This is a genomic window from Pseudomonas sp. LBUM1643 (assembly GCF_059716215.1).
In genome coordinates, this window is the sequence record NZ_CP166813.1 from 1 (window position 1) to 18,703 (window position 18,703).

Genomic DNA, 18,703 nt, shown 5'->3' on the forward strand with positions numbered 1-18,703 from the left:
GTGTCAGTGGAACTTTGGCAGCAGTGCGTGGAGCTTTTGCGCGATGAGCTGCCTGCCCAACAATTCAACACTTGGATCCGTCCACTACAGGTCGAAGCCGAAGGCGACGAGTTGCGCGTGTACGCACCGAATCGTTTTGTTCTCGACTGGGTCAACGAAAAGTATTTGAGCCGCGTCCTTGAGCTGCTTGATGAGCATGGCAATGGCATGGCGCCGGCGCTGTCCTTATTAATAGGCAGCAAACGCAGTTCGGCACCTCGTGCCGCGCCGAATGCTCCGCTTGCCGCAGCTGCTTCTCAGGCCCAGGCCACGCAAGCGCCTGTCAGTGCTCCAACCCAGACTCCGGCATCCTTGCCGACCAAGCGGTCGACGCAACGCGTGGCGGACGTCAGTGAAGAGCCGTCTCGTGACAGCTTTGATCCAATGGCCGGTGCAAGCTCGCAACAGGCACCGGTTCGCGCTGAGCAGCGCACCGTGCAAGTCGAAGGTGCTCTCAAGCACACCAGTTACCTGAACCGTACGTTCACATTCGAAAACTTCGTCGAAGGCAAGTCCAACCAATTGGCCCGGGCTGCGGCCTGGCAAGTAGCTGATAACCCAAAGCACGGATACAACCCGCTCTTTCTTTATGGCGGCGTCGGCTTGGGTAAAACCCACTTGATGCACGCTGTGGGTAACCACCTATTAAAGAAGAATCCGAATGCGAAGGTCGTTTACCTGCATTCCGAGCGCTTTGTAGCGGACATGGTCAAGGCCTTGCAGCTGAACGCGATCAACGAGTTCAAGCGCTTTTATCGCTCGGTGGATGCGTTGCTGATCGATGACATTCAGTTCTTCGCACGCAAGGAACGCTCCCAGGAAGAGTTTTTTCACACCTTTAACGCGTTGCTTGAAGGTGGTCAGCAGGTCATTCTCACCAGTGACCGCTATCCGAAAGAAATCGAAGGCCTCGAAGAGCGCCTGAAATCACGCTTCGGTTGGGGCCTGACAGTTGCCGTCGAGCCTCCGGAACTGGAGACCCGTGTCGCGATCCTGATGAAAAAGGCCGACCAGGCCAAAGTCGATTTGCCACACGATGCGGCCTTCTTCATTGCTCAACGTATTCGTTCCAACGTCCGCGAACTGGAAGGCGCGCTCAAGCGCGTGATTGCCCACTCGCACTTTATGGGCCGCGATATCACCATTGAGCTGATTCGCGAATCCTTGAAGGACCTGTTGGCTCTACAGGATAAATTGGTCTCTGTGGATAACATTCAGCGCACTGTCGCCGAGTACTACAAGATCAAGATCTCCGACTTGCTGTCCAAACGTCGTTCACGTTCGGTTGCCCGTCCGCGTCAGGTTGCCATGGCATTGTCCAAGGAACTGACCAACCACAGTCTGCCGGAAATCGGTGACGTGTTTGGCGGCCGGGACCACACGACTGTTTTGCACGCTTGCCGCAAGATCAACGAACTTAAGGAATCCGACGCGGACATCCGCGAGGACTACAAGAACCTGCTGCGTACACTGACCACTTGATGAACACCAGCGCAGCTTATTAAGGCAAGGGACTAGACCATGCATTTCACCATTCAACGCGAAGCCCTGTTGAAACCCCTGCAACTGGTCGCAGGCGTCGTCGAACGTCGACAGACCTTGCCGGTGCTCTCCAACGTGCTGCTGGTTGTCGAAGGCCAGCAACTGTCGCTGACCGGTACCGACCTGGAAGTCGAGCTGGTCGGTCGTGTACAACTTGAGGAGCCTGCTGATCCGGGCTCCATCACTGTGCCGGCACGCAAGCTCATGGACATCTGCAAGAGCTTGCCCAATGACGCGCTGATCGACATCAAGGTCGACGAGCAGAAGCTTGTGGTCAAAGCCGGACGTAGCCGATTCACGCTGTCGACGTTGCCGGCCAATGACTTCCCGACGGTAGAAGAAGGTCCTGGCTCGCTGACCTGCAGCCTCGAGCAAAGCAAACTGCGTCGTCTGATCGAGCGCACCAGCTTTGCAATGGCCCAGCAAGACGTACGTTACTACTTGAACGGCATGTTGCTGGAAGTCTCGGCCGGTATCATCCGCGCTGTTGCTACGGACGGTCACCGCCTGGCGATGTGCTCGATGCAGGCCGATATCGGTCAGCCGGATCGTCACCAGGTCATCGTGCCGCGCAAGGGTATCCTTGAGTTGGCGCGTTTGCTGACCGAGCCGGACGGCATTGTCAGTATCGTCCTGGGTCAACACCACATCCGCGCTACTACGGGTGAATTCACCTTCACCTCGAAACTGGTCGATGGCAAGTTCCCTGACTACGAGCGCGTGCTGCCTAAAGGCGGCGACAAGCTGGTACTCGGTGATCGTCAGGCGTTGCGCGAAGCGTTCAGCCGTACCGCGATTCTGTCCAACGAGAAGTACCGTGGTATCCGTCTGCAACTGGCCAATGGTCAGCTGAAAATCCAGGCGAACAACCCGGAACAGGAAGAGGCGGAAGAAGAAGTCGGCGTTGAATACAACGGTGGCAATCTGGAAATCGGCTTCAACGTTAGCTACTTGCTGGACGTACTGGGCGTAATGACGACCGAGCAAGTCCGTCTGATCCTGTCCGACTCTAACAGCAGTGCGCTGGTGCAAGAGTCCGACAACGACGATTCGGCTTACGTTGTCATGCCGATGCGTCTGTAATCATGCTCAGCAGAAGCTAGATGTCTCTAAGTCGCGTCTCGGTCACCGCGGTGCGCAATCTGCACCCGGTGACCTTCTCCCCCTCCCCCCGAATCAACATTCTGTACGGCGCTAACGGCAGCGGCAAAACCAGTGTTCTGGAAGCCATTCATCTGCTGGGGCTCGCCCGGTCGTTTCGCAGCAGCCGCCTTTTACCCGTCATTCAGTATGAGCAGCTGGCGTGTACGGTATTCGGCCAAGTTCAGCTTGCCGAGGGTGGGCACAGTGCCTTGGGGATATCTCGCGACCGCTCGGGTGAGTTTCAGATTCGCATCGACGGACAGAATGCCCGCAGCGCGGCGCAGTTGGCGGAGATCCTGCCACTTCAGTTGATTAACCCCGACAGCTTCCGTCTGCTTGAAGGCGCACCGAAGATTCGTCGGCAGTTTCTCGACTGGGGAGTGTTCCACGTGGAACCCCGCTTCATGTCGACCTGGCAACGGTTGCAGAAGGCCCTGCGCCAGAGAAACTCTTGGCTGCGGCATGGTACACTTGACGCCGTTTCGCAAGCGGTTTGGGACAGGGAACTGTGTCAGGCCAGCGCTGAAATTGATGAATACCGCCGCGCTTATATCAAAGCCTTGAAACCAGTCTTTGAGAAGACCTTGAGCGAATTGGTAGAGCTTGAGGGATTAACGCTCAGCTATTACCGCGGTTGGGATAAAGATCGCGAGTTGAGTGCCGTGCTCGCCGGATCCCTTCAGCGGGATCAGCAAATGGGTCACACCCAGGCTGGACCACAACGTGCTGATTTGCGTCTTAGATTAGGTGCGCATAACGCCGCGGATATCTTGTCCCGGGGTCAGCAGAAGCTGGTGGTTTGTGCCTTGCGGATTGCTCAGGGGCATCTGGTCAGCCAAGCCCGACGCGGCCAGTGTATTTATCTGGTGGATGACTTGCCGTCCGAACTGGACGAGCAACATCGCCGCGCGCTTTGCCGCTTGCTGGAAGACTTACGCTGCCAGGTGTTTATTACCTGTGTAGATCACGAATTATTGAGGGAAGGCTGGCAGACGGAAACGCCAGTCGCTTTGTTCCACGTGGAACAGGGCCGTATCACCCAGACCCACGACCATCGGGAGTGAAGGCATTGAGCGAAGAAAATACGTACGACTCAACGAGCATTAAAGTGCTGAAAGGCCTGGATGCCGTACGCAAACGTCCCGGTATGTACATTGGTGACACCGACGACGGTAGCGGCCTGCACCACATGGTGTTCGAGGTGGTCGACAACTCGATCGACGAAGCTCTCGCCGGCCACTGCGACGACATCAGCATCATCATCCACCCGGATGAGTCCATCACCGTTCGCGACAACGGCCGTGGCATCCCGGTTGACGTTCACAAAGAAGAAGGCGTCTCCGCAGCCGAGGTCATCATGACCGTGCTGCACGCTGGCGGTAAGTTTGACGACAACTCCTACAAAGTATCCGGTGGTCTGCACGGTGTAGGTGTATCGGTGGTTAACGCCCTGTCCGAAGAGCTTATTCTCACGGTGCGACGCAGCGGCAAAATCTGGGAACAGACCTACGTCCACGGTGTTCCTCAAGAGCCGATGAGAATCGTTGGCGAGAGCGAAACAACCGGTACACAGATCCACTTCAAACCGTCCGATCAGACGTTCAAAAACATCCACTTCAGCTGGGACATCCTGGCCAAGCGGATTCGTGAACTGTCGTTCCTCAACTCCGGTGTCGGCATCGTCCTCAAAGACGAGCGCAGCGGCAAGGAAGAGCTGTTCAAGTATGAAGGCGGCCTGCGTGCATTCGTTGAATACCTGAACACCAACAAGACTCCGGTCAACCAGGTGTTCCATTTCAACATCCAGCGCGAAGACGGCATCGGTGTAGAAATCGCCCTGCAGTGGAACGACAGCTTCAACGAGAACCTGTTGTGCTTCACCAACAACATTCCACAGCGCGATGGCGGTACTCACCTGGTGGGTTTCCGTTCCGCACTGACGCGTAACCTGAACACCTACATCGAAGCGGAAGGCCTGGCGAAGAAGCACAAGGTTGCCACTACCGGTGACGACGCCCGTGAAGGCCTGACTGCGATCATTTCGGTAAAGGTTCCGGATCCGAAGTTCAGCTCCCAGACCAAAGACAAGCTGGTTTCTTCCGAAGTGAAGACCGCAGTCGAACAGGAAATGGGCAAATACTTCTCCGACTTCCTCCTGGAAAACCCGAACGAAGCCAAACTGGTCGTCGGCAAAATGATCGATGCGGCACGGGCTCGTGAAGCGGCGCGTAAAGCCCGTGAGATGACTCGTCGTAAAGGTGCGCTGGACATCGCCGGCCTGCCGGGCAAACTGGCTGACTGCCAGGAAAAAGACCCTGCCCTCTCCGAACTGTACCTCGTGGAAGGTGACTCTGCTGGCGGCTCAGCCAAGCAGGGACGTAACCGTAGGACCCAGGCCATCCTGCCGTTGAAGGGCAAGATCCTGAACGTCGAGAAGGCGCGCTTTGACAAGATGATCTCTTCGCAGGAAGTGGGCACCTTGATCACCGCCCTGGGCTGTGGCATCGGCCGCGACGAGTACAACATTGCGAAGCTGCGTTATCACAACATCATCATCATGACCGATGCTGACGTCGACGGTTCGCACATCCGTACCCTGCTACTGACCTTCTTCTTCCGTCAGTTGCCTGAGCTGATCGAGCGTGGCTACATCTATATCGCTCAGCCACCGCTGTATAAGGTCAAGAAAGGCAAGCAAGAGCAATACATCAAAGACGACGACGCCATGGAAGAGTACATGACGCAGTCGGCCCTGGAAGACGCGAGCCTGCACCTGAACGAAGAAGCCCCAGGTATCTCCGGACCAGCGCTGGAGCGCTTGGTGAATGACTTCCGTCTGGTGATGAAGACCCTCAAGCGTTTGTCGCGCCTGTACCCACAGGAGCTGACCGAGCACTTCATCTACCTGCCTGCGGTGAGCATGGAGCAGCTGTCCGATCACGCGGCGATGCAAGATTGGCTGGCCAAGTATGAAGTTCGTCTGCGCACTGTCGAGAAATCCGGCCTGGTTTACAAAGCCAGCCTGCGTGAAGATCGTGAACGTAACGTCTGGCTGCCAGAGGTCGAGCTGATCTCCCATGGCTTGTCGAACTACGTAACGTTCAACCGTGACTTCTTCGGCAGTAACGATTACAAGACCGTTGTTTCCCTGGGCGCTCAATTGAGCACCTTGCTGGACGAAGGCGCGTATATCCAGCGTGGCGAACGCAAGAAGCCCGTTACCGAGTTCAAGGAAGCTCTTGAATGGCTGATGGCTGAAAGCACCAAGCGTCACACCATCCAGCGCTACAAAGGTCTGGGTGAGATGAACCCGGATCAGCTGTGGGAAACCACCATGGACCCAGCGCAGCGCCGGATGCTCAAAGTGACCATCGAAGACGCCATTGGCGCGGACCAGATCTTCAACACCCTGATGGGTGATGCGGTCGAGCCTCGTCGTGACTTCATCGAAAGCAACGCCCTGGCGGTTTCGAACCTGGATTTCTGATTCAGCGTTACCCCGCTAAATAAAAAGGCCAACGCACAAGCGTTGGCCTTTTTGTTTGCGGCTTGATTTTCACCTATAAAAAAACCGGCTATATCAGCCGGTTTTTTTACGTCCTAAAAAAACTTATGCACCATTTCGGCAATTTTATGAATTTAAGAAATATGTATATAAATCATTAACCTATGAACAAATTACGTCGATTTTCAATCAAACGGTACACAGGTTATCCACAGAATCTCAGACAGCCATTTGATCGCTCTCGACCGGAGCCTGCGGTGCAGGTGGAATCGAGCCCATCTCGCGCTGCATTTGCTCGTTCCAGGCTTGAACCCGATCATTCAGTGCGGCGATGGCTCGCGGTCCGCTGCCTTCGGCATACATCGGTTCACCGATGATTACGGTAATCACGCCCGGCTTCTTGGCCCAACCGGTTTTTGGCCAGAACTTGCCGGCATTGTGTGCAATCGGCAGCACTGGAAGCGCAGCATTAACAGCGAGCGCGGTGCCCCCGCGGGAGAATTTGCCGACGGTGCCGTAAGGTACCCGCGTCCCTTCCGGGAAGATCAGTACCCAAACACCATCCTTGAGCAGCTCGTCGCCCTTCTTGGCTACGTGCTTGAGCGCCGCTTTCGGGTTGTCGCGATCAATCGCGATCGGACGCAACATGGCCATGGCCCAACCGAAAAACGGCACAAACAGCAACGAGCGCTTGAGGACCTGACTTAATGGCTGGAAATAGGCCGAGAGAAAAAACGTCTCCCAGGTGCTCTGGTGATTCGACTGAATTACGCAGGGTTGGTCAGGCACATTTTCTGCGCCCTTCACTTCGTAACTGATTCCCAGGAAAACCTTGCTCAGCCATAAGGCGCAGCGGCACCAGTAGACATTGATGAAGCGATAGCGCGCCTTGAACGGCAGGAAAGGCGCGATAAAAAAGCTCAGGCTGCACCAAAGCAGAGAGCTGGTGCCCAGCAACAGGTAAAAGAGGAAAGTTCTGATGGCCTGCAGTATCGACATGGCGACGTTTACCGTGCGGGCTTTGCCCGTCTTTATAAAGCGCACTCCCGATCAATCCTTGGTCAGAATATCGAAAACGCTCTAATTGTGGATAAGTTCTGCGGCAATCGCCGCCAGATCGTCAAAAATCAAGGTGCCCAACGGCAAGGTCTTGCCCAGCGTTTTTTCGCCCTTCCCGGTTTTAACCAACACAGGCTGAGAATCGACGGCTTTGGCGGCTTCCAGGTCACCAAGACTATCGCCGACGAACCATAGATTGGTCAGCGATACGTTGTAATGAGCGGCGATGTTTTTCAACATCCCGGGTTTTGGCTTACGGCAATCGCAGCCATCGTCCGGCCCATGCGGGCAATAGACAATCAGCCCGACTTCCCCGCCCTGCTCCGCCACGAGCGAGCGCAAGCGCTCGTGCATGGCATCCAGGGTGGCGATGTCGTAATAACCGCGAGCGATGCCCGACTGGTTGGTAGCAACCGCTACCGTCCAGCCGGCCTTGCTCAACTGCGCAATGGCTTCGATCGAACCGGGGAGTGGAATCCACTCCTCCACCGACTTGATGTAAGCGTCGGAGTCGTAATTAATCACCCCGTCCCGATCGAGAATCAGCAGTTTCAACAGCAGCCCCTCAGCCCAGCAGCGAAATGTCGGCGACGCCGAGGAACAGACCACGCAGGCGCGCCAGCAACGCATAACGGTTGGCGCGCACGTTGGCGTCTTCCGCGTTGACCATCACGGCTTCGAAGAACGCATCCACTGGCTCGCGCAAGGCAGCCAGGCGCGCCAGGGATTCACTGTACTGACGCGCAGCAGCCATTGGCTGAACAGCCTGATCAGCCTGTTGAATCGCCGAGTACAGGGAGAACTCGTTGGCGTTGTCGAAATACTTGGCTTCAACAACCGTCGGCACCGAGCCTTCGACCTTGCTCAGCAAGTTCGAAACACGCTTGTTTACCGCTGCCAGCGCAGCCGCTTCCGGCAATTGACGGAAGGCTTGTACGGCTTGAACACGCTGATCGAAGTCCAGCGCAGAACCCGGCTTCAAAGCACGCACCGACAAGTACGTCGCCACATCGACACCTTCGTCTTCGTAACGGGCACGTAGACGGTCGAAGATGAACTCCAGTACCGAGTCGTTCAGGCCGGCAACCTTGACCTTGGTGCCGAAGGCATTCACAGCGAATGCCACCGCGTCGTTCAGGTCGAGGTCGAGCTTCTTGTCGATCAGGATGCGCAACACACCAAGGGCAGCACGGCGCAGGGCGTACGGGTCTTTGCTACCGGTGGGCAGCATGCCGATGCCGAAGATGCCGACCAGGGTGTCGAGCTTGTCAGCGATGGCCACGGCCGCACCGGTCAGGGTGGTTGGCAACTCGGCGCCAGCACCGCGCGGCATGTACTGCTCGTTAAGTGCCAGAGCGACTTCTTCCGGCTCGCCATCGTTGAGGGCGTAGTAGTAACCGGCGACGCCTTGCATCTCCGGGAACTCACCGACCATTTCGGTCGCCAGGTCGCACTTGGACAACAGGCCCGCACGGGAAGCCCATGCAGCGTTGCCGCCGATGCGCTGAGCGATGAACGCGGCGAGTTTGGAAACGCGCTCGGCCTTATCGTAAACGCTGCCCAGTTTTTCCTGGAACACCACGTTTTGCAGGCGCAGGTTGAAGTCTTCGAGTTTCTGCTTCTTGTCTTGCTTGAAGAAGAACTCGGCGTCGGTCAGACGTGGACGAACCACTTTCTCGTTACCGGCGATGATTTGCTGCGGGTCTTTGCTTTCGATGTTGGCCACGGTAATGAAACGCGGCAGCAACTTGCCGTCGGCGTCCAGCAGGCAGAAGTACTTCTGGTTGTCCTGCATGGTCGTGATCAGCGCTTCTTGCGGCACGTCGAGGAAGCGTTCTTCGAACGAGCACACCAGCGGCACAGGCCATTCGACCAGCGCGGTGACTTCGTCGAGCAGCGCAGGTGGAACGATCGCCGTACCTTCCTGCAGCGTTGCCAGTTCTTCGGTGCGCTTGCTGATCAGCGCGCGACGCTCATTGGCATCGGCCAGCACGTAAGCAGCACGCAGGTCGTTCAGGTAATTGGCCGGCGAAGTAATGCGCACGTTTTCCGGGTGATGGAAACGGTGACCGCGAGAGTCGCGGCCAGACTTCTGGGCGAGGATTGTGCAATCGATCACCTGGTCACCGAGCAGCATCACCAGCCACTGGGTCGGACGTACGAATTCTTCCTTGCGAGCGCCCCAGCGCATGCGCTTAGGAATCGGCAGGTCGTTCAGCGAATCTTCAACGATGGTTGCCAGCAAGCTTGCGGTCGGTTTGCCGGCGATGCTTTGGCTGTAACGCAGTTTCGGGCCGCTCTGATCAATTTCGCTCAGGTCGACGCCGCACTTCTTGGCGAAGCCCAGGGCTGCTTGAGTCGGGTTGCCTTCGGCATCAAAGGCCGCCTGACGTGGCGGGCCGTCGAGGTTGATGCTGCGATCCGGCTGCTGGGTGGCCAGCGAGGTGATCAGCACAGCCAGTCGGCGCGGTGCGGCGTAGACGGTTTTGGTTTCGTAGTTCAGGCCAGCCGCTTGCAGGCCCTTGTCGATACCGGCCAGGAACGCATCAGCCAGCGTGTTCAGGGCTTTGGGTGGCAGTTCTTCAGTGCCCAGTTCAACCAGAAAATCCAGAGCACTCATTGTGCAGCCTCCAGCTTGGCCAGTACTTCATCACGCAGGTCCGGGGTCGCCATCGGGAAGCCCAGCTTGGCGCGAGCCAGCAGGTAGGCTTGCGCAACGGAACGCGCCAGGGTGCGCACGCGCAGAATGTATTGCTGACGCGCGGTCACCGAGATCGCCCGGCGCGCATCCAGCAGGTTGAAGGTATGGGAGGCCTTCAACACCATTTCGTAGCTCGGCAGCGGCAACGGCTGGTCGAGTTCGATCAGGCGCTTGGCTTCGCTCTCGTAGAAGTCGAACAACTCGAACAGCTTCTCGACGTTGGCGTGTTCGAAGTTGTAGGTCGACTGCTCGACTTCGTTCTGGTGGAACACGTCGCCGTAGGTCACTTTGCCCATCGGGCCGTCAGCCCAGACCAGGTCGTAGACCGAGTCCACGCCTTGCAGGTACATGGCCAGACGCTCGAGACCGTAGGTGATCTCGCCGGTCACCGGGTAGCACTCAATGCCGCCCGCTTGCTGGAAGTAGGTGAACTGCGTCACTTCCATGCCGTTGAGCCAGACTTCCCAGCCCAGACCCCAGGCGCCCAGGGTCGGCGACTCCCAGTTGTCTTCGACGAAACGAATGTCGTGGACCAGCGGGTCCAGACCGACGTGCTTGAGGGAGCCCAGGTACAGTTCCTGGAAGTTGTCCGGGTTCGGCTTCAGGACTACCTGGAACTGATAGTAGTGCTGCAGACGGTTCGGGTTTTCGCCGTAGCGGCCGTCAGTCGGGCGACGACTGGGCTGCACATAAGCGGCGTTCCAGGTTTCCGGGCCGATGGCGCGCAGAAACGTGGCTGTGTGGAAAGTGCCGGCGCCTACTTCCATATCGTAGGGCTGAAGTACCACGCAACCTTGCTCGGCCCAGTATTGCTGGAGGGCGAGGATCAAGTCTTGGAAGGTACGCACGGCTGGCGTAGGCTGGCTCACGAAATTCACCTGTTTCTTGGGCTGCGATTTAAAGAGCGGGAGTATACCCGATTCGGTCCTGCGCACGCCCCCTGGAGCCTTATGCCACGCTGCTTTTGGTGTTCCGAAGATCCGCTGTACATGGCTTATCACGATCAGGAGTGGGGCGCGCCGCTTCGCGATGCGCAGGGATTGTTCGAGTTGCTTTTGCTCGAAGGGTTCCAGGCCGGCCTCTCATGGATCACCGTGCTGCGTAAACGCGAGCGTTATCGCGAGGTGCTGTTCGGCTTCGACGTCCAGCGCGTGGCGCAAATGAGCGATGCGGAAATCGATGAGCTGATGCTCGATCCGGGGATCATTCGCAATCGTCTCAAACTCAATGCTGCCCGGCGCAATGCCCAAGCCTGGCTGGCGTTGGAGGACCCGGTGGCGTTTCTCTGGTCCTTCGTTAACGGTACGCCAGTGATCAATCATTTTAAGGATCGCAGCGAAGTGCCAGCGGTGACCCCGGTCGCCGTGGAAATGAGCAAAGGCTTGAAAAAGGCCGGGTTCACGTTCGTCGGACCGACCATTTGTTATGCGCTGATGCAGGCCTCGGGCATGGTCATGGACCATACCCAGGATTGCGATCGCTACGCGACGTTGGCGAACGGCGGTTAGAATGGCCGCCTCGCGCACAGCACAAGATCAGGAGTGACCTGTGGATAAGTTTAAAGGCGCCTTGCTGGTAGGCGCTCTGCGGTTGTTTGCCCTGCTTCCATGGCGGGCAGTGCAGGGAGTAGGTTCGGCGATTGGCTGGTTGATGTGGAAAACCCCCAACCGTTCCCGTGATGTGGTGCGGATCAACCTGGCCAAGTGTTTTCCGGACATGGACCCGGCCGAACGCGAGCGTCTGGTTGGCCAGAGCCTCAAAGACATCGGCAAATCCCTGACCGAAAGCGCGTGCGCGTGGATCTGGCCGGCTCAGCGCTCCATCGATCTGGTACGTGAAGTCGAAGGGCTCGATGTTTTGAAGGACGCCCTGGCGTCGGGTAAAGGCGTGGTCGGCATCACCAGTCATCTGGGCAACTGGGAAGTGCTGAATCACTTCTATTGCAGCCAGTGCAAGCCGATTATTTTTTATCGCCCGCCAAAATTGAAGGCGGTGGATGATTTGCTGCGCAAGCAGCGGGTGCAACTGGGTAACCGCGTAGCGGCCTCCACCAAGGAAGGCATTCTCAGTGTCATCAAGGAAGTGCGCAAAGGTGGTGCAGTGGGTATTCCGGCTGACCCGGAACCGTCCGAATCTGCCGGAATCTTCGTGCCCTTCTTCGCCACCAAGGCCCTGACCAGCAAATTCGTGCCCAACATGTTGGCTGGCGGCAAAGCGGTCGGCGTGTTTCTGCATGCCCTGCGGCTGCCGGACGGCTCAGGCTATAAGGTGATTCTCGAAGCCGCACCAGAGGCCATGTACAGCACCGACACCGAAACGTCTTGTGCCGCCATGAGCAAAGTGGTCGAGCGCTACGTGGCGGCTTACCCGAGCCAATACATGTGGAGCATGAAACGCTTCAAGAAGCGGCCGCCAGGTGAAGAACGCTGGTATTGACGTAAGTGGCACGCTCTGTGGATAACCTGTAGGAGCTGCCGAAGGCTGCGATCTTTTGATCTTGCTCTTCAGGTTATCCACAACCCGTTCAATAAGGGCGCTGAAGATGTCCGAACACCGTAAATCATTTCGCATCAAGATCAGTCACGACAGCTTCGGCGAATGCCTCGGCCAGACCCGCAATCTGTCGACCACGGGTGTCTACGTCAAGCATCCGCGCCTGTCGTCGTTGCCCAAAGGCGCGGTGGTTTATGGTCAGGTGCAGGGGTTACCCACTGGTGCGCCGCAAGTGCGCATGGAAGTTGTGCTGGTAGATGCCGATGGCATTGGGCTGCGCTATCTCTGATCAGTGAGCCTGACGCTCAAGCTTCTTCAGAAACACCGTCATCTCCTTCTCCGCCTGCTTGTCGCCATGGGCGCGGGCGGCTTCGAGGCCCTGTTCCCATGCCTGACGTGCAGCCGGAAAATCCGCCTGCGCCAGCCAGGCTTTGCCCAACAGCTTCCACGCCGCCGAATACTTGGGGTCGAATTCGACACAACGCTGGAAATGCTCGGCCGCCTTGGCGTTGTCGCCCAGATCCAGATAACCCTTGCCCAGGCCGAAGCGCAGCAAAGCGTTATCCACACCCTTGGCGAGCATCTTTTCCAGGGATTCGATCATGGTGGATTCCTTGTAGATGGGTGTCAGGATTGGGGCTGGTTTAGTTAGATCGCCATCGCGGGCAAGCCCGCTCCCACAGGGTGTTGCAGTGAACACGTATTTACGGACGGCTGATATTCCTGTGGGAGCGGGCTTGCCCGCGAAGAGGCCAGTCCAGCCACCGCGGAACAGGGATCAGAAAAAGCTCAACCCCACGTGAAACAGCTTTTCCACATCCCGGATATGCTTTTTATCCACAAGGAACAGAATCACATGGTCGCCCGTTTCGATCACCGTGTCGTCATGGGCAATGATCACTTCTTCATCGCGGATGATCGCCCCAATAGTCGTGCCCGGTGGCAGGCCGATGTTCTCGATGGCCTTGCCAATCACTTTGCTCGACTTTGCATCACCATGGGCAATTGCCTCGATGGCTTCCGCCGCACCCCGACGTAACGAATGCACGCTGACGATATCGCCGCGACGCACGTGGGCGAGCAAGGTGCCGATGGTGGCCAGTTGCGGGCTGATGGCGATGTCGATATCGCCGCCCTGGATCAGGTCGACGTAGGCCGGGTTGTTGATGATGGTCATCACCTTCTTCGCACCCAGACGTTTAGCCAGTAGCGAAGACATGATGTTGGCTTCGTCGTCGTTGGTCAGGGCCAGGAAGAGGTCCGCGTCTGCAATATTTTCTTCGAGCAGCAAATCGCGGTCCGAGGCGCTGCCCTGCAACACGACCGTGCTGTCCAGGGTGTCGGACAGATGGCGGCAGCGGATCGGGTTCATCTCGATGATCTTGACCTGATAGCGGCTCTCGATGGCCTCGGCCAGACGCTCACCGATTTGTCCGCCACCGGCGATGACGATGCGCTTGTAGGTTTCATCAAGGCGGCGCATTTCGCTCATCACCGCACGAATGTTCGCTTTGGCGGCAATGAAAAACACTTCGTCATCCGCTTCGATCACGGTGTCGCCTTGGGGCAAAATCGGTCGGTCACGACGGAAAATCGCTGCGACGCGGGTTTCCACGTTCGGCATGTGCTCACGCAATTGCCGAAGTTGCTGACCTACCAAAGGTCCGCCGTAATAAGCCTTCACGGCCACCAGCTGCGCCTTGCCTTCAGCGAAGTCGATTACCTGCAACGCGCCCGGATGCTGGATCAGGCGCTTGATGTAATTGGTGACCACTTGTTCCGGGCTGATCAGCACGTCCACCGGAATCGCTTCGTTGTCGAACAGTTCGGCGCGTGTGAGGTACGCAGCTTCACGGACACGGGCAATCTTGGTCGGCGTATGGAACAGGGTGTGGGCAACCTGGCACGCCACCATGTTGGTTTCGTCGCTGTTGGTCACGGCCACCAGCATGTCGGCGTCGTCCGCGCCGGCCTGACGCAGCACCGTTGGCAGCGAACCGCGGCCTTGCACGGTACGAATGTCCAGCCGGTCACCGAGGTCACGCAGGCGTTCGCTATCGGTATCGACCACGGTGATGTCATTGGCTTCGCTGGCCAAGTGTTCAGCCAGCGAACCGCCGACCTGCCCCGCGCCGAGGATGATGATTTTCATCCAGTCACTCCCTTAAACCGGTTAACCGCGCGCGGCGGCGATCTTGATCAGCTTGGCGTAGTAGAAACCGTCGTGCCCGCCTTGCTGCGCCAGCAATTGGCGACCATGGGGCTGCTTGATGCCGGCCGCTGTGGCGAGGTCCAGTTCACGGGCACCCGGTGTGCGAGCCAGGAAAGCCTCGATCACTTCCGTGTTCTCGGTGGGTAGCGTGGAGCAGGTGGCGTACAGAAGAATGCCGCCCACTTCCAGGGTTATCCACATGGCGTCCAGCAACTCGCCCTGAAGGACAGCCAATGCTGCGATGTCGTCGGGTTGGCGAGTCAGCTTGATGTCCGGGTGGCGACGAATCACGCCAGTCGCCGAACACGGTGCGTCGAGCAGGATGCGCTGGAACGGCTTGCCGTCCCACCAGTTTGCCGTGTCACGGCCGTCGGCAGCGATCAGCTCCGCGCTCAGTCCCAGGCGTGCAAGGTTTTCCCGCACGCGCACCAGGCGCTTGGCTTCCAGGTCTACCGCCACGACACCTGCAAGAGCAGGCTCGGCTTCAAGAATGTGGCAAGTCTTGCCCCCCGGTGCGCAGCAGGCGTCGAGTACCCGTTGGCCCGGTGCCAGATCCAGCAGATCGGCAGCCAGTTGCGCCGCTTCGTCCTGCACGCTGATCCAGCCTTCGGCGAAACCCGGAAGACTGCGCACGTCGGCCGCGGCATCGAGGATGATGCCGTCCTGGCTGTATACGCACGCGCTGGCAGCGATGCCGGCCTCACTCAGCACACCGAGATACGCGTCGCGGGAGTGATGGCGGCGGTTGACCCGCAGAATCATCGGCGGATGGGCGTTGTTCGCGGCGCAAATCGCTTCCCATTGTTCAGGCCAGAACGCCTTGAGGGATTTTTGCAGCCAGCGCGGATGCGCGGTGCGCACTACCGGGTCGTGTTCCAGTTCAGCCAGCAGCGCTTCACTTTCGCGTTGGGCGCGGCGCAGCACGGCGTTGAGCAAAGCCTTCGCCCAGGGCTTTTTCAACTTGTCGGCGCAACCGACGGTTTCGCCAATGGCGGCGTGGGCCGGGACGCGGGTGTAGAGCAGTTGATAGAGACCGACCAACAACAGCGCTTCGACATCGGCGTCTGCTGCCTTGAAGGGTTTCTGCAGCAGCTTGGCTGCCAGTGCGGACAAACGCGGTTGCCAGCGAGCGGTCCCGAACGCCAGGTCCTGGGTGAAACCACGATCGCGGTCTTCAACCTTGTCCATCTGCGTCGGCAGCGAACTGTTGAGTGAGGCTTTTCCGTTCAGAACAGCAGCCAGTGCCTTGGCGGCGGCCAGACGCGGGTTCATTGAGCGTCCGCCACTTGTCCAAGCACCGTGCCGACGGCGAATTTCTCACGACGGCTGTTGAAGAAGTCGCTGAAGTTCAGCGCCTTGCCGCCGGGCAACTGCAGGCGAGTCAGGCACAACGCCTGTTCACCGCAGGCGACGATCAAGCCGTCTTTGCTGGCACTGAGAATTGCCCCCGGTGCGCCCTTACCTTCGGCGAGGCTTGCGGCCAGCACTTTCAGTGCTTCGCCATTGAGCGTGCTGTGGGTAATCGGCCACGGATTGAAGGCGCGAACCAGGCGCTCCAGCTCAACGGCAGGGCGGCTCCAGTCGATGCGTGCTTCGTCCTTGTTCAGTTTGTGCGCGTAGGTGGCGAGGCTGTCGTCCTGCACTTCGCCGACCAGCGTACCGGCAGCGAGACCGGCAATCGCCTGCAGGACTGCCGGTGGGCCAAGTTCAGCCAGACGGTCGTGGAGACTGCCGCCCGTGTCCTGCGCCGTGATCGGTGTAATGGCTTTGAGCAGCATCGGCCCGGTATCGAGGCCCAGCTCCATACGCATCACGGTCACGCCACTTTCGCTGTCGCCGGCTTCAACGGCACGCTGGATCGGTGCCGCTCCGCGCCAGCGCGGCAGCAAGGACGCGTGACTGTTGATACAACCCAGACGCGGAATATCCAGCACCGCTTGCGGCAGGATCAAACCGTAGGCCACCACCACCAGCAAATCCGGCTTGAGCGCGGCCAGTTCTGCCTGAGCGTCTTCGTTGCGCAGGGTCGGAGGCTGCAACACCGGAATCTGGTTTTCCAGCGCGAGCTGCTTGACCGGGCTTGGCATCAGTTTTTGCCCACGGCCCGCCGGACGATCCGGTTGGGTGTAGACCGCAACGATCTCGTAGGGGCTGTCGAGCAGGGCCTTGAGGTGTTCGGCGGCGAATTCCGGGGTGCCGGCAAAGACGATGCGCAGTGGCTCAGTCATGGGAGCAATCTCTGAAAAGAAAAAGGCTTGCCGCAGCAAGCCTTTGATAGGAGGGCATCAAGCGTTCTGGCGATGGAGCTTTTCCAGTTTCTTCTTGATTCGGTCGCGTTTGAGGTTGGACAGGTAATCAACGAACAATTTGCCATTGAGGTGGTCGCATTCGTGCTGGATGCACACGGCGAGCAGGCCTTCGGCGATCAGTTCGTAAGGCTGGCCGTCGCGATCCAGGGCCTTGACCTTGACCTTCTGCGGGCGATCAACGTTTTCGTAGAAGCCCGGTACCGAGAGGCAACCCTCCTGATACTGCTCCATCTCGTCTGTCAGGGATTCGAACTCGGGGTTGATAAACACCCGGGGTTCCGTGCGGTCTTCGGAGAGGTCCATCACGACGATACGTTTGTGCACGTTGACCTGGGTCGCGGCGAGGCCGATGCCTGGCGCTTCATACATTGTTTCAAACATGTCGTCGACCAACTGACGCACTTCGTCGTCCACTACGGCCACAGGTTTGGCGATAGTGCGCAGGCGCGAGTCGGGAAATTCGAGGATGTCTAAAATGGCCATAAGCTTATTTGCTGCACGTGTGAGGTAAAGTCGGGTCGATGGCCTGGCGGGTCCGAAGATGCAGGCTACCGTTGTGAAGCGTAGCTCCCTTTTCTCTCAAGAGTCGGGAGCGAGCCACGAGGGCTCTGGCGTTTCACGCGAACGCACATAATAAAGGGATTCACCGCATGAGGAAATCACTACTCGCCCTGCTCCTTCTGGCTTCGGCCGGTTTGGCACACGGGCAAGTGCAACTCAGGGAAGGTTTTCCACAGCAATACACAGTGGTGGCTGGAGACACACTCTGGGACATATCGGGAAAATTCCTGCGTGAACCGTGGAAATGGCCAGAGCTTTGGCAGGCCAATCCCCAGATCGAAAACCCCAATCTTATTTATCCCGGCGACTCGCTTTCGCTTGTCTACGTCAACGGCCAGCCGCGCCTGACCCTCAATCGTGGGGCTTCCAGGGGCACTATCAAGCTGTCGCCGCGCATCCGCAGTTCGCCGGTGGCGGAGGCCATTCCGAGCATTCCACTGCAATCGATCAACAGCTTCCTGCTCAGCAATCGCATCGTCGACAAGGCTGAAGACTTCGACAAGGCGCCCTACATCGTCGCTGGCGATGCGGAGCGCGTGCTCAGTGGCAACGGCGACCGGATTTTCGCTCGCGGCCATTTCGATCCGAACCAGCCGGTGTACGGCATCTTCCGTCAGGGCAAGGTCTACACCGATCCGGACAGCAAGGAATTTCTGGGCATCAACGCGGACGACATCGGCGGCGGCGAGATTGTGGCCTCCGAAGGCGATGTCGCCACCCTCGCCGTGCAACGCACCACGCAGGAAATACGCCTCGGAGATCGTTTGTTCAGCGGCGAAGAACGATCGATCAACTCGACGTTCATGCCCAGCTCGCCAAAAAGTGAAATCAACGGCTTGATCATCGATGTGCCTCGCGGCGTCACGCAAATTGGCGCGATGGATGTGGTCACCCTCAACAAGGGCCAGCGTGATGGTCTAGCGGAAGGCAACGTACTGGTGGTGATGAAAACCGGCGAAACCGTACGGGACCGGATCACCGGACAACCCTTGAAAATCCCCGATGAGCGTGCCGGTTTGCTCATGGTTTTTCGCACCTACGACAAGCTTAGCTATGGATTGGTCCTTAATGCATCGCGCTCTTTGGCGGTGATGGACAAGGTGCGAAATCCTTAGTTTGCTCAACAAGTTACCAACAGA

General features: G+C 58.2%; 17 protein-coding genes. 8 read left to right on the top strand and 9 right to left on the bottom strand.

Going from position 1 to position 18,703, the window contains the following annotated elements:
- Genes dnaA through gyrB form a run of 4 tightly spaced genes read left to right on the top strand, consistent with a single transcriptional unit; the run spans position 1 to position 6,211 of the window.
- Positions 1-1,521, top strand: a complete 1,521-nt coding sequence (dnaA, locus tag ACA063_RS00005; protein WP_497664307.1) for a chromosomal replication initiator protein DnaA — start codon at positions 1-3, stop codon at positions 1,519-1,521.
- A gap of 39 nt (positions 1,522-1,560) precedes the next feature.
- Positions 1,561-2,664 carry a DNA polymerase III subunit beta gene (dnaN, locus tag ACA063_RS00010; protein WP_017341709.1) on the top strand — a complete coding sequence of 368 codons (1,104 nt, stop codon included), beginning with the start codon at positions 1,561-1,563 and terminating at the stop codon, positions 2,662-2,664.
- Positions 2,665-2,684: 20 nt separating this feature from the next.
- A complete protein-coding gene (gene recF, locus ACA063_RS00015; RefSeq protein WP_497664308.1) occupies positions 2,685-3,788 on the top strand; it encodes a DNA replication/repair protein RecF in 1,104 nt (367 codons plus the stop codon).
- A gap of 5 nt (positions 3,789-3,793) precedes the next feature.
- On the top strand, positions 3,794-6,211 hold the full coding sequence (gene gyrB / locus ACA063_RS00020) for a DNA topoisomerase (ATP-hydrolyzing) subunit B (RefSeq protein ID WP_497664309.1): 2,418 nt from the start codon (positions 3,794-3,796) through the stop codon (positions 6,209-6,211).
- A gap of 237 nt (positions 6,212-6,448) precedes the next feature.
- Here the strand turns inward: gyrB and ACA063_RS00025 are convergent, their stop codons facing one another.
- From ACA063_RS00025 to glyQ, 4 genes are all read right to left on the bottom strand, one after another.
- A complete protein-coding gene (locus ACA063_RS00025) occupies positions 6,449-7,228 on the bottom strand; it encodes a lysophospholipid acyltransferase family protein (RefSeq protein ID WP_497666598.1) in 780 nt (259 codons plus the stop codon).
- Between the two features lie 81 nt (positions 7,229-7,309).
- A complete protein-coding gene (gene gmhB / locus ACA063_RS00030; RefSeq protein WP_497666599.1) occupies positions 7,310-7,849 on the bottom strand; it encodes a D-glycero-beta-D-manno-heptose 1,7-bisphosphate 7-phosphatase in 540 nt (179 codons plus the stop codon).
- 4 nt (positions 7,850-7,853) lie between these two features.
- A complete protein-coding gene (glyS, locus tag ACA063_RS00035; protein WP_497664310.1) occupies positions 7,854-9,908 on the bottom strand; it encodes a glycine--tRNA ligase subunit beta in 2,055 nt (684 codons plus the stop codon).
- Entirely contained in the window at positions 9,905-10,858 is a 954-nt protein-coding gene (glyQ, locus tag ACA063_RS00040; RefSeq protein WP_008155694.1) for a glycine--tRNA ligase subunit alpha, read from the bottom strand. Before glyQ ends, glyS begins: the two co-directional genes overlap by 4 nt.
- A gap of 81 nt (positions 10,859-10,939) precedes the next feature.
- Between glyQ and tag the strand changes: the two genes are divergently transcribed.
- The 3 genes from tag (at position 10,940) to ACA063_RS00055 (ending at position 12,771) form a co-directional block, all read left to right on the top strand.
- Positions 10,940-11,497: a DNA-3-methyladenine glycosylase I gene (gene tag / locus ACA063_RS00045; protein WP_497664311.1), complete on the top strand. Its 558-nt coding sequence runs from the start codon at positions 10,940-10,942 to the stop codon at positions 11,495-11,497.
- Between the two features lie 40 nt (positions 11,498-11,537).
- The gene (locus ACA063_RS00050) at positions 11,538-12,425 is read left to right on the top strand and encodes a lysophospholipid acyltransferase (RefSeq protein WP_497664312.1); all 888 of its coding nucleotides are present in this window, start codon (positions 11,538-11,540) and stop codon (positions 12,423-12,425) included.
- Positions 12,426-12,531: 106 nt separating this feature from the next.
- A complete protein-coding gene (locus ACA063_RS00055) occupies positions 12,532-12,771 on the top strand; it encodes a PilZ domain-containing protein (RefSeq protein WP_497664313.1) in 240 nt (79 codons plus the stop codon).
- On the opposite strand, the gene ACA063_RS00060 is transcribed toward ACA063_RS00055, so the two are convergent.
- The 5 genes from ACA063_RS00060 to def all read right to left on the bottom strand — a co-directional run bounded on the left by ACA063_RS00060 (position 12,772) and on the right by def (position 17,486).
- Entirely contained in the window at positions 12,772-13,086 is a 315-nt protein-coding gene (locus ACA063_RS00060) for a tetratricopeptide repeat protein (RefSeq protein ID WP_497664314.1), read from the bottom strand.
- A gap of 174 nt (positions 13,087-13,260) precedes the next feature.
- Positions 13,261-14,634 carry a Trk system potassium transporter TrkA gene (gene trkA, locus ACA063_RS00065; RefSeq protein WP_497664315.1) on the bottom strand — a complete coding sequence of 458 codons (1,374 nt, stop codon included), beginning with the start codon at positions 14,632-14,634 and terminating at the stop codon, positions 13,261-13,263.
- Between the two features lie 21 nt (positions 14,635-14,655).
- Positions 14,656-15,966 carry a 16S rRNA (cytosine(967)-C(5))-methyltransferase RsmB gene (rsmB, locus tag ACA063_RS00070; RefSeq protein ID WP_497664316.1) on the bottom strand — a complete coding sequence of 437 codons (1,311 nt, stop codon included), beginning with the start codon at positions 15,964-15,966 and terminating at the stop codon, positions 14,656-14,658.
- Positions 15,963-16,922, bottom strand: a complete 960-nt coding sequence (gene fmt / locus ACA063_RS00075) for a methionyl-tRNA formyltransferase (protein ID WP_497664317.1) — start codon at positions 16,920-16,922, stop codon at positions 15,963-15,965. The genes rsmB and fmt overlap by 4 nt, the downstream gene beginning before the upstream one ends.
- 57 nt (positions 16,923-16,979) lie before the next feature.
- Positions 16,980-17,486 (bottom strand): peptide deformylase, encoded by a 507-nt coding sequence (gene def, locus ACA063_RS00080; protein WP_162437592.1) that lies wholly within the window; start codon positions 17,484-17,486, stop codon positions 16,980-16,982.
- Positions 17,487-17,653: 167 nt separating this feature from the next.
- On the opposite strand from def, the gene ACA063_RS00085 reads away from it, so the two are divergent.
- Positions 17,654-18,679, top strand: coding sequence for a LysM peptidoglycan-binding domain-containing protein (locus tag ACA063_RS00085; RefSeq protein WP_497664318.1), 1,026 nt, complete (start codon positions 17,654-17,656; stop codon positions 18,677-18,679).
- Positions 18,680-18,703: the final 24 nt, after the last annotated feature.

What these genes read in the sequence shown, in the direction of transcription:
- def (WP_162437592.1), bottom strand. Translation starts at nt 17,486, where the DNA reads ATGGCCATTTTAGACATCCTCGAATTTCCCGACTCGCGCCTGCGCACT.
- tag (WP_497664311.1), top strand. Translation starts at nt 10,940, where the DNA reads ATGCCACGCTGCTTTTGGTGTTCCGAAGATCCGCTGTACATGGCTTAT.
- ACA063_RS00085 (WP_497664318.1), top strand. Translation starts at nt 17,654, where the DNA reads ATGAGGAAATCACTACTCGCCCTGCTCCTTCTGGCTTCGGCCGGTTTG.
- rsmB (WP_497664316.1), bottom strand. Translation starts at nt 15,966, where the DNA reads ATGAACCCGCGTCTGGCCGCCGCCAAGGCACTGGCTGCTGTTCTGAAC.
- trkA (WP_497664315.1), bottom strand. Translation starts at nt 14,634, where the DNA reads ATGAAAATCATCATCCTCGGCGCGGGGCAGGTCGGCGGTTCGCTGGCT.
- recF (WP_497664308.1), top strand. Translation starts at nt 2,685, where the DNA reads ATGTCTCTAAGTCGCGTCTCGGTCACCGCGGTGCGCAATCTGCACCCG.
- ACA063_RS00025 (WP_497666598.1), bottom strand. Translation starts at nt 7,228, where the DNA reads ATGTCGATACTGCAGGCCATCAGAACTTTCCTCTTTTACCTGTTGCTG.
- dnaN (WP_017341709.1), top strand. Translation starts at nt 1,561, where the DNA reads ATGCATTTCACCATTCAACGCGAAGCCCTGTTGAAACCCCTGCAACTG.
- fmt (WP_497664317.1), bottom strand. Translation starts at nt 16,922, where the DNA reads ATGACTGAGCCACTGCGCATCGTCTTTGCCGGCACCCCGGAATTCGCC.
- ACA063_RS00060 (WP_497664314.1), bottom strand. Translation starts at nt 13,086, where the DNA reads ATGATCGAATCCCTGGAAAAGATGCTCGCCAAGGGTGTGGATAACGCT.
- ACA063_RS00055 (WP_497664313.1), top strand. Translation starts at nt 12,532, where the DNA reads ATGTCCGAACACCGTAAATCATTTCGCATCAAGATCAGTCACGACAGC.
- glyS (WP_497664310.1), bottom strand. Translation starts at nt 9,908, where the DNA reads ATGAGTGCTCTGGATTTTCTGGTTGAACTGGGCACTGAAGAACTGCCA.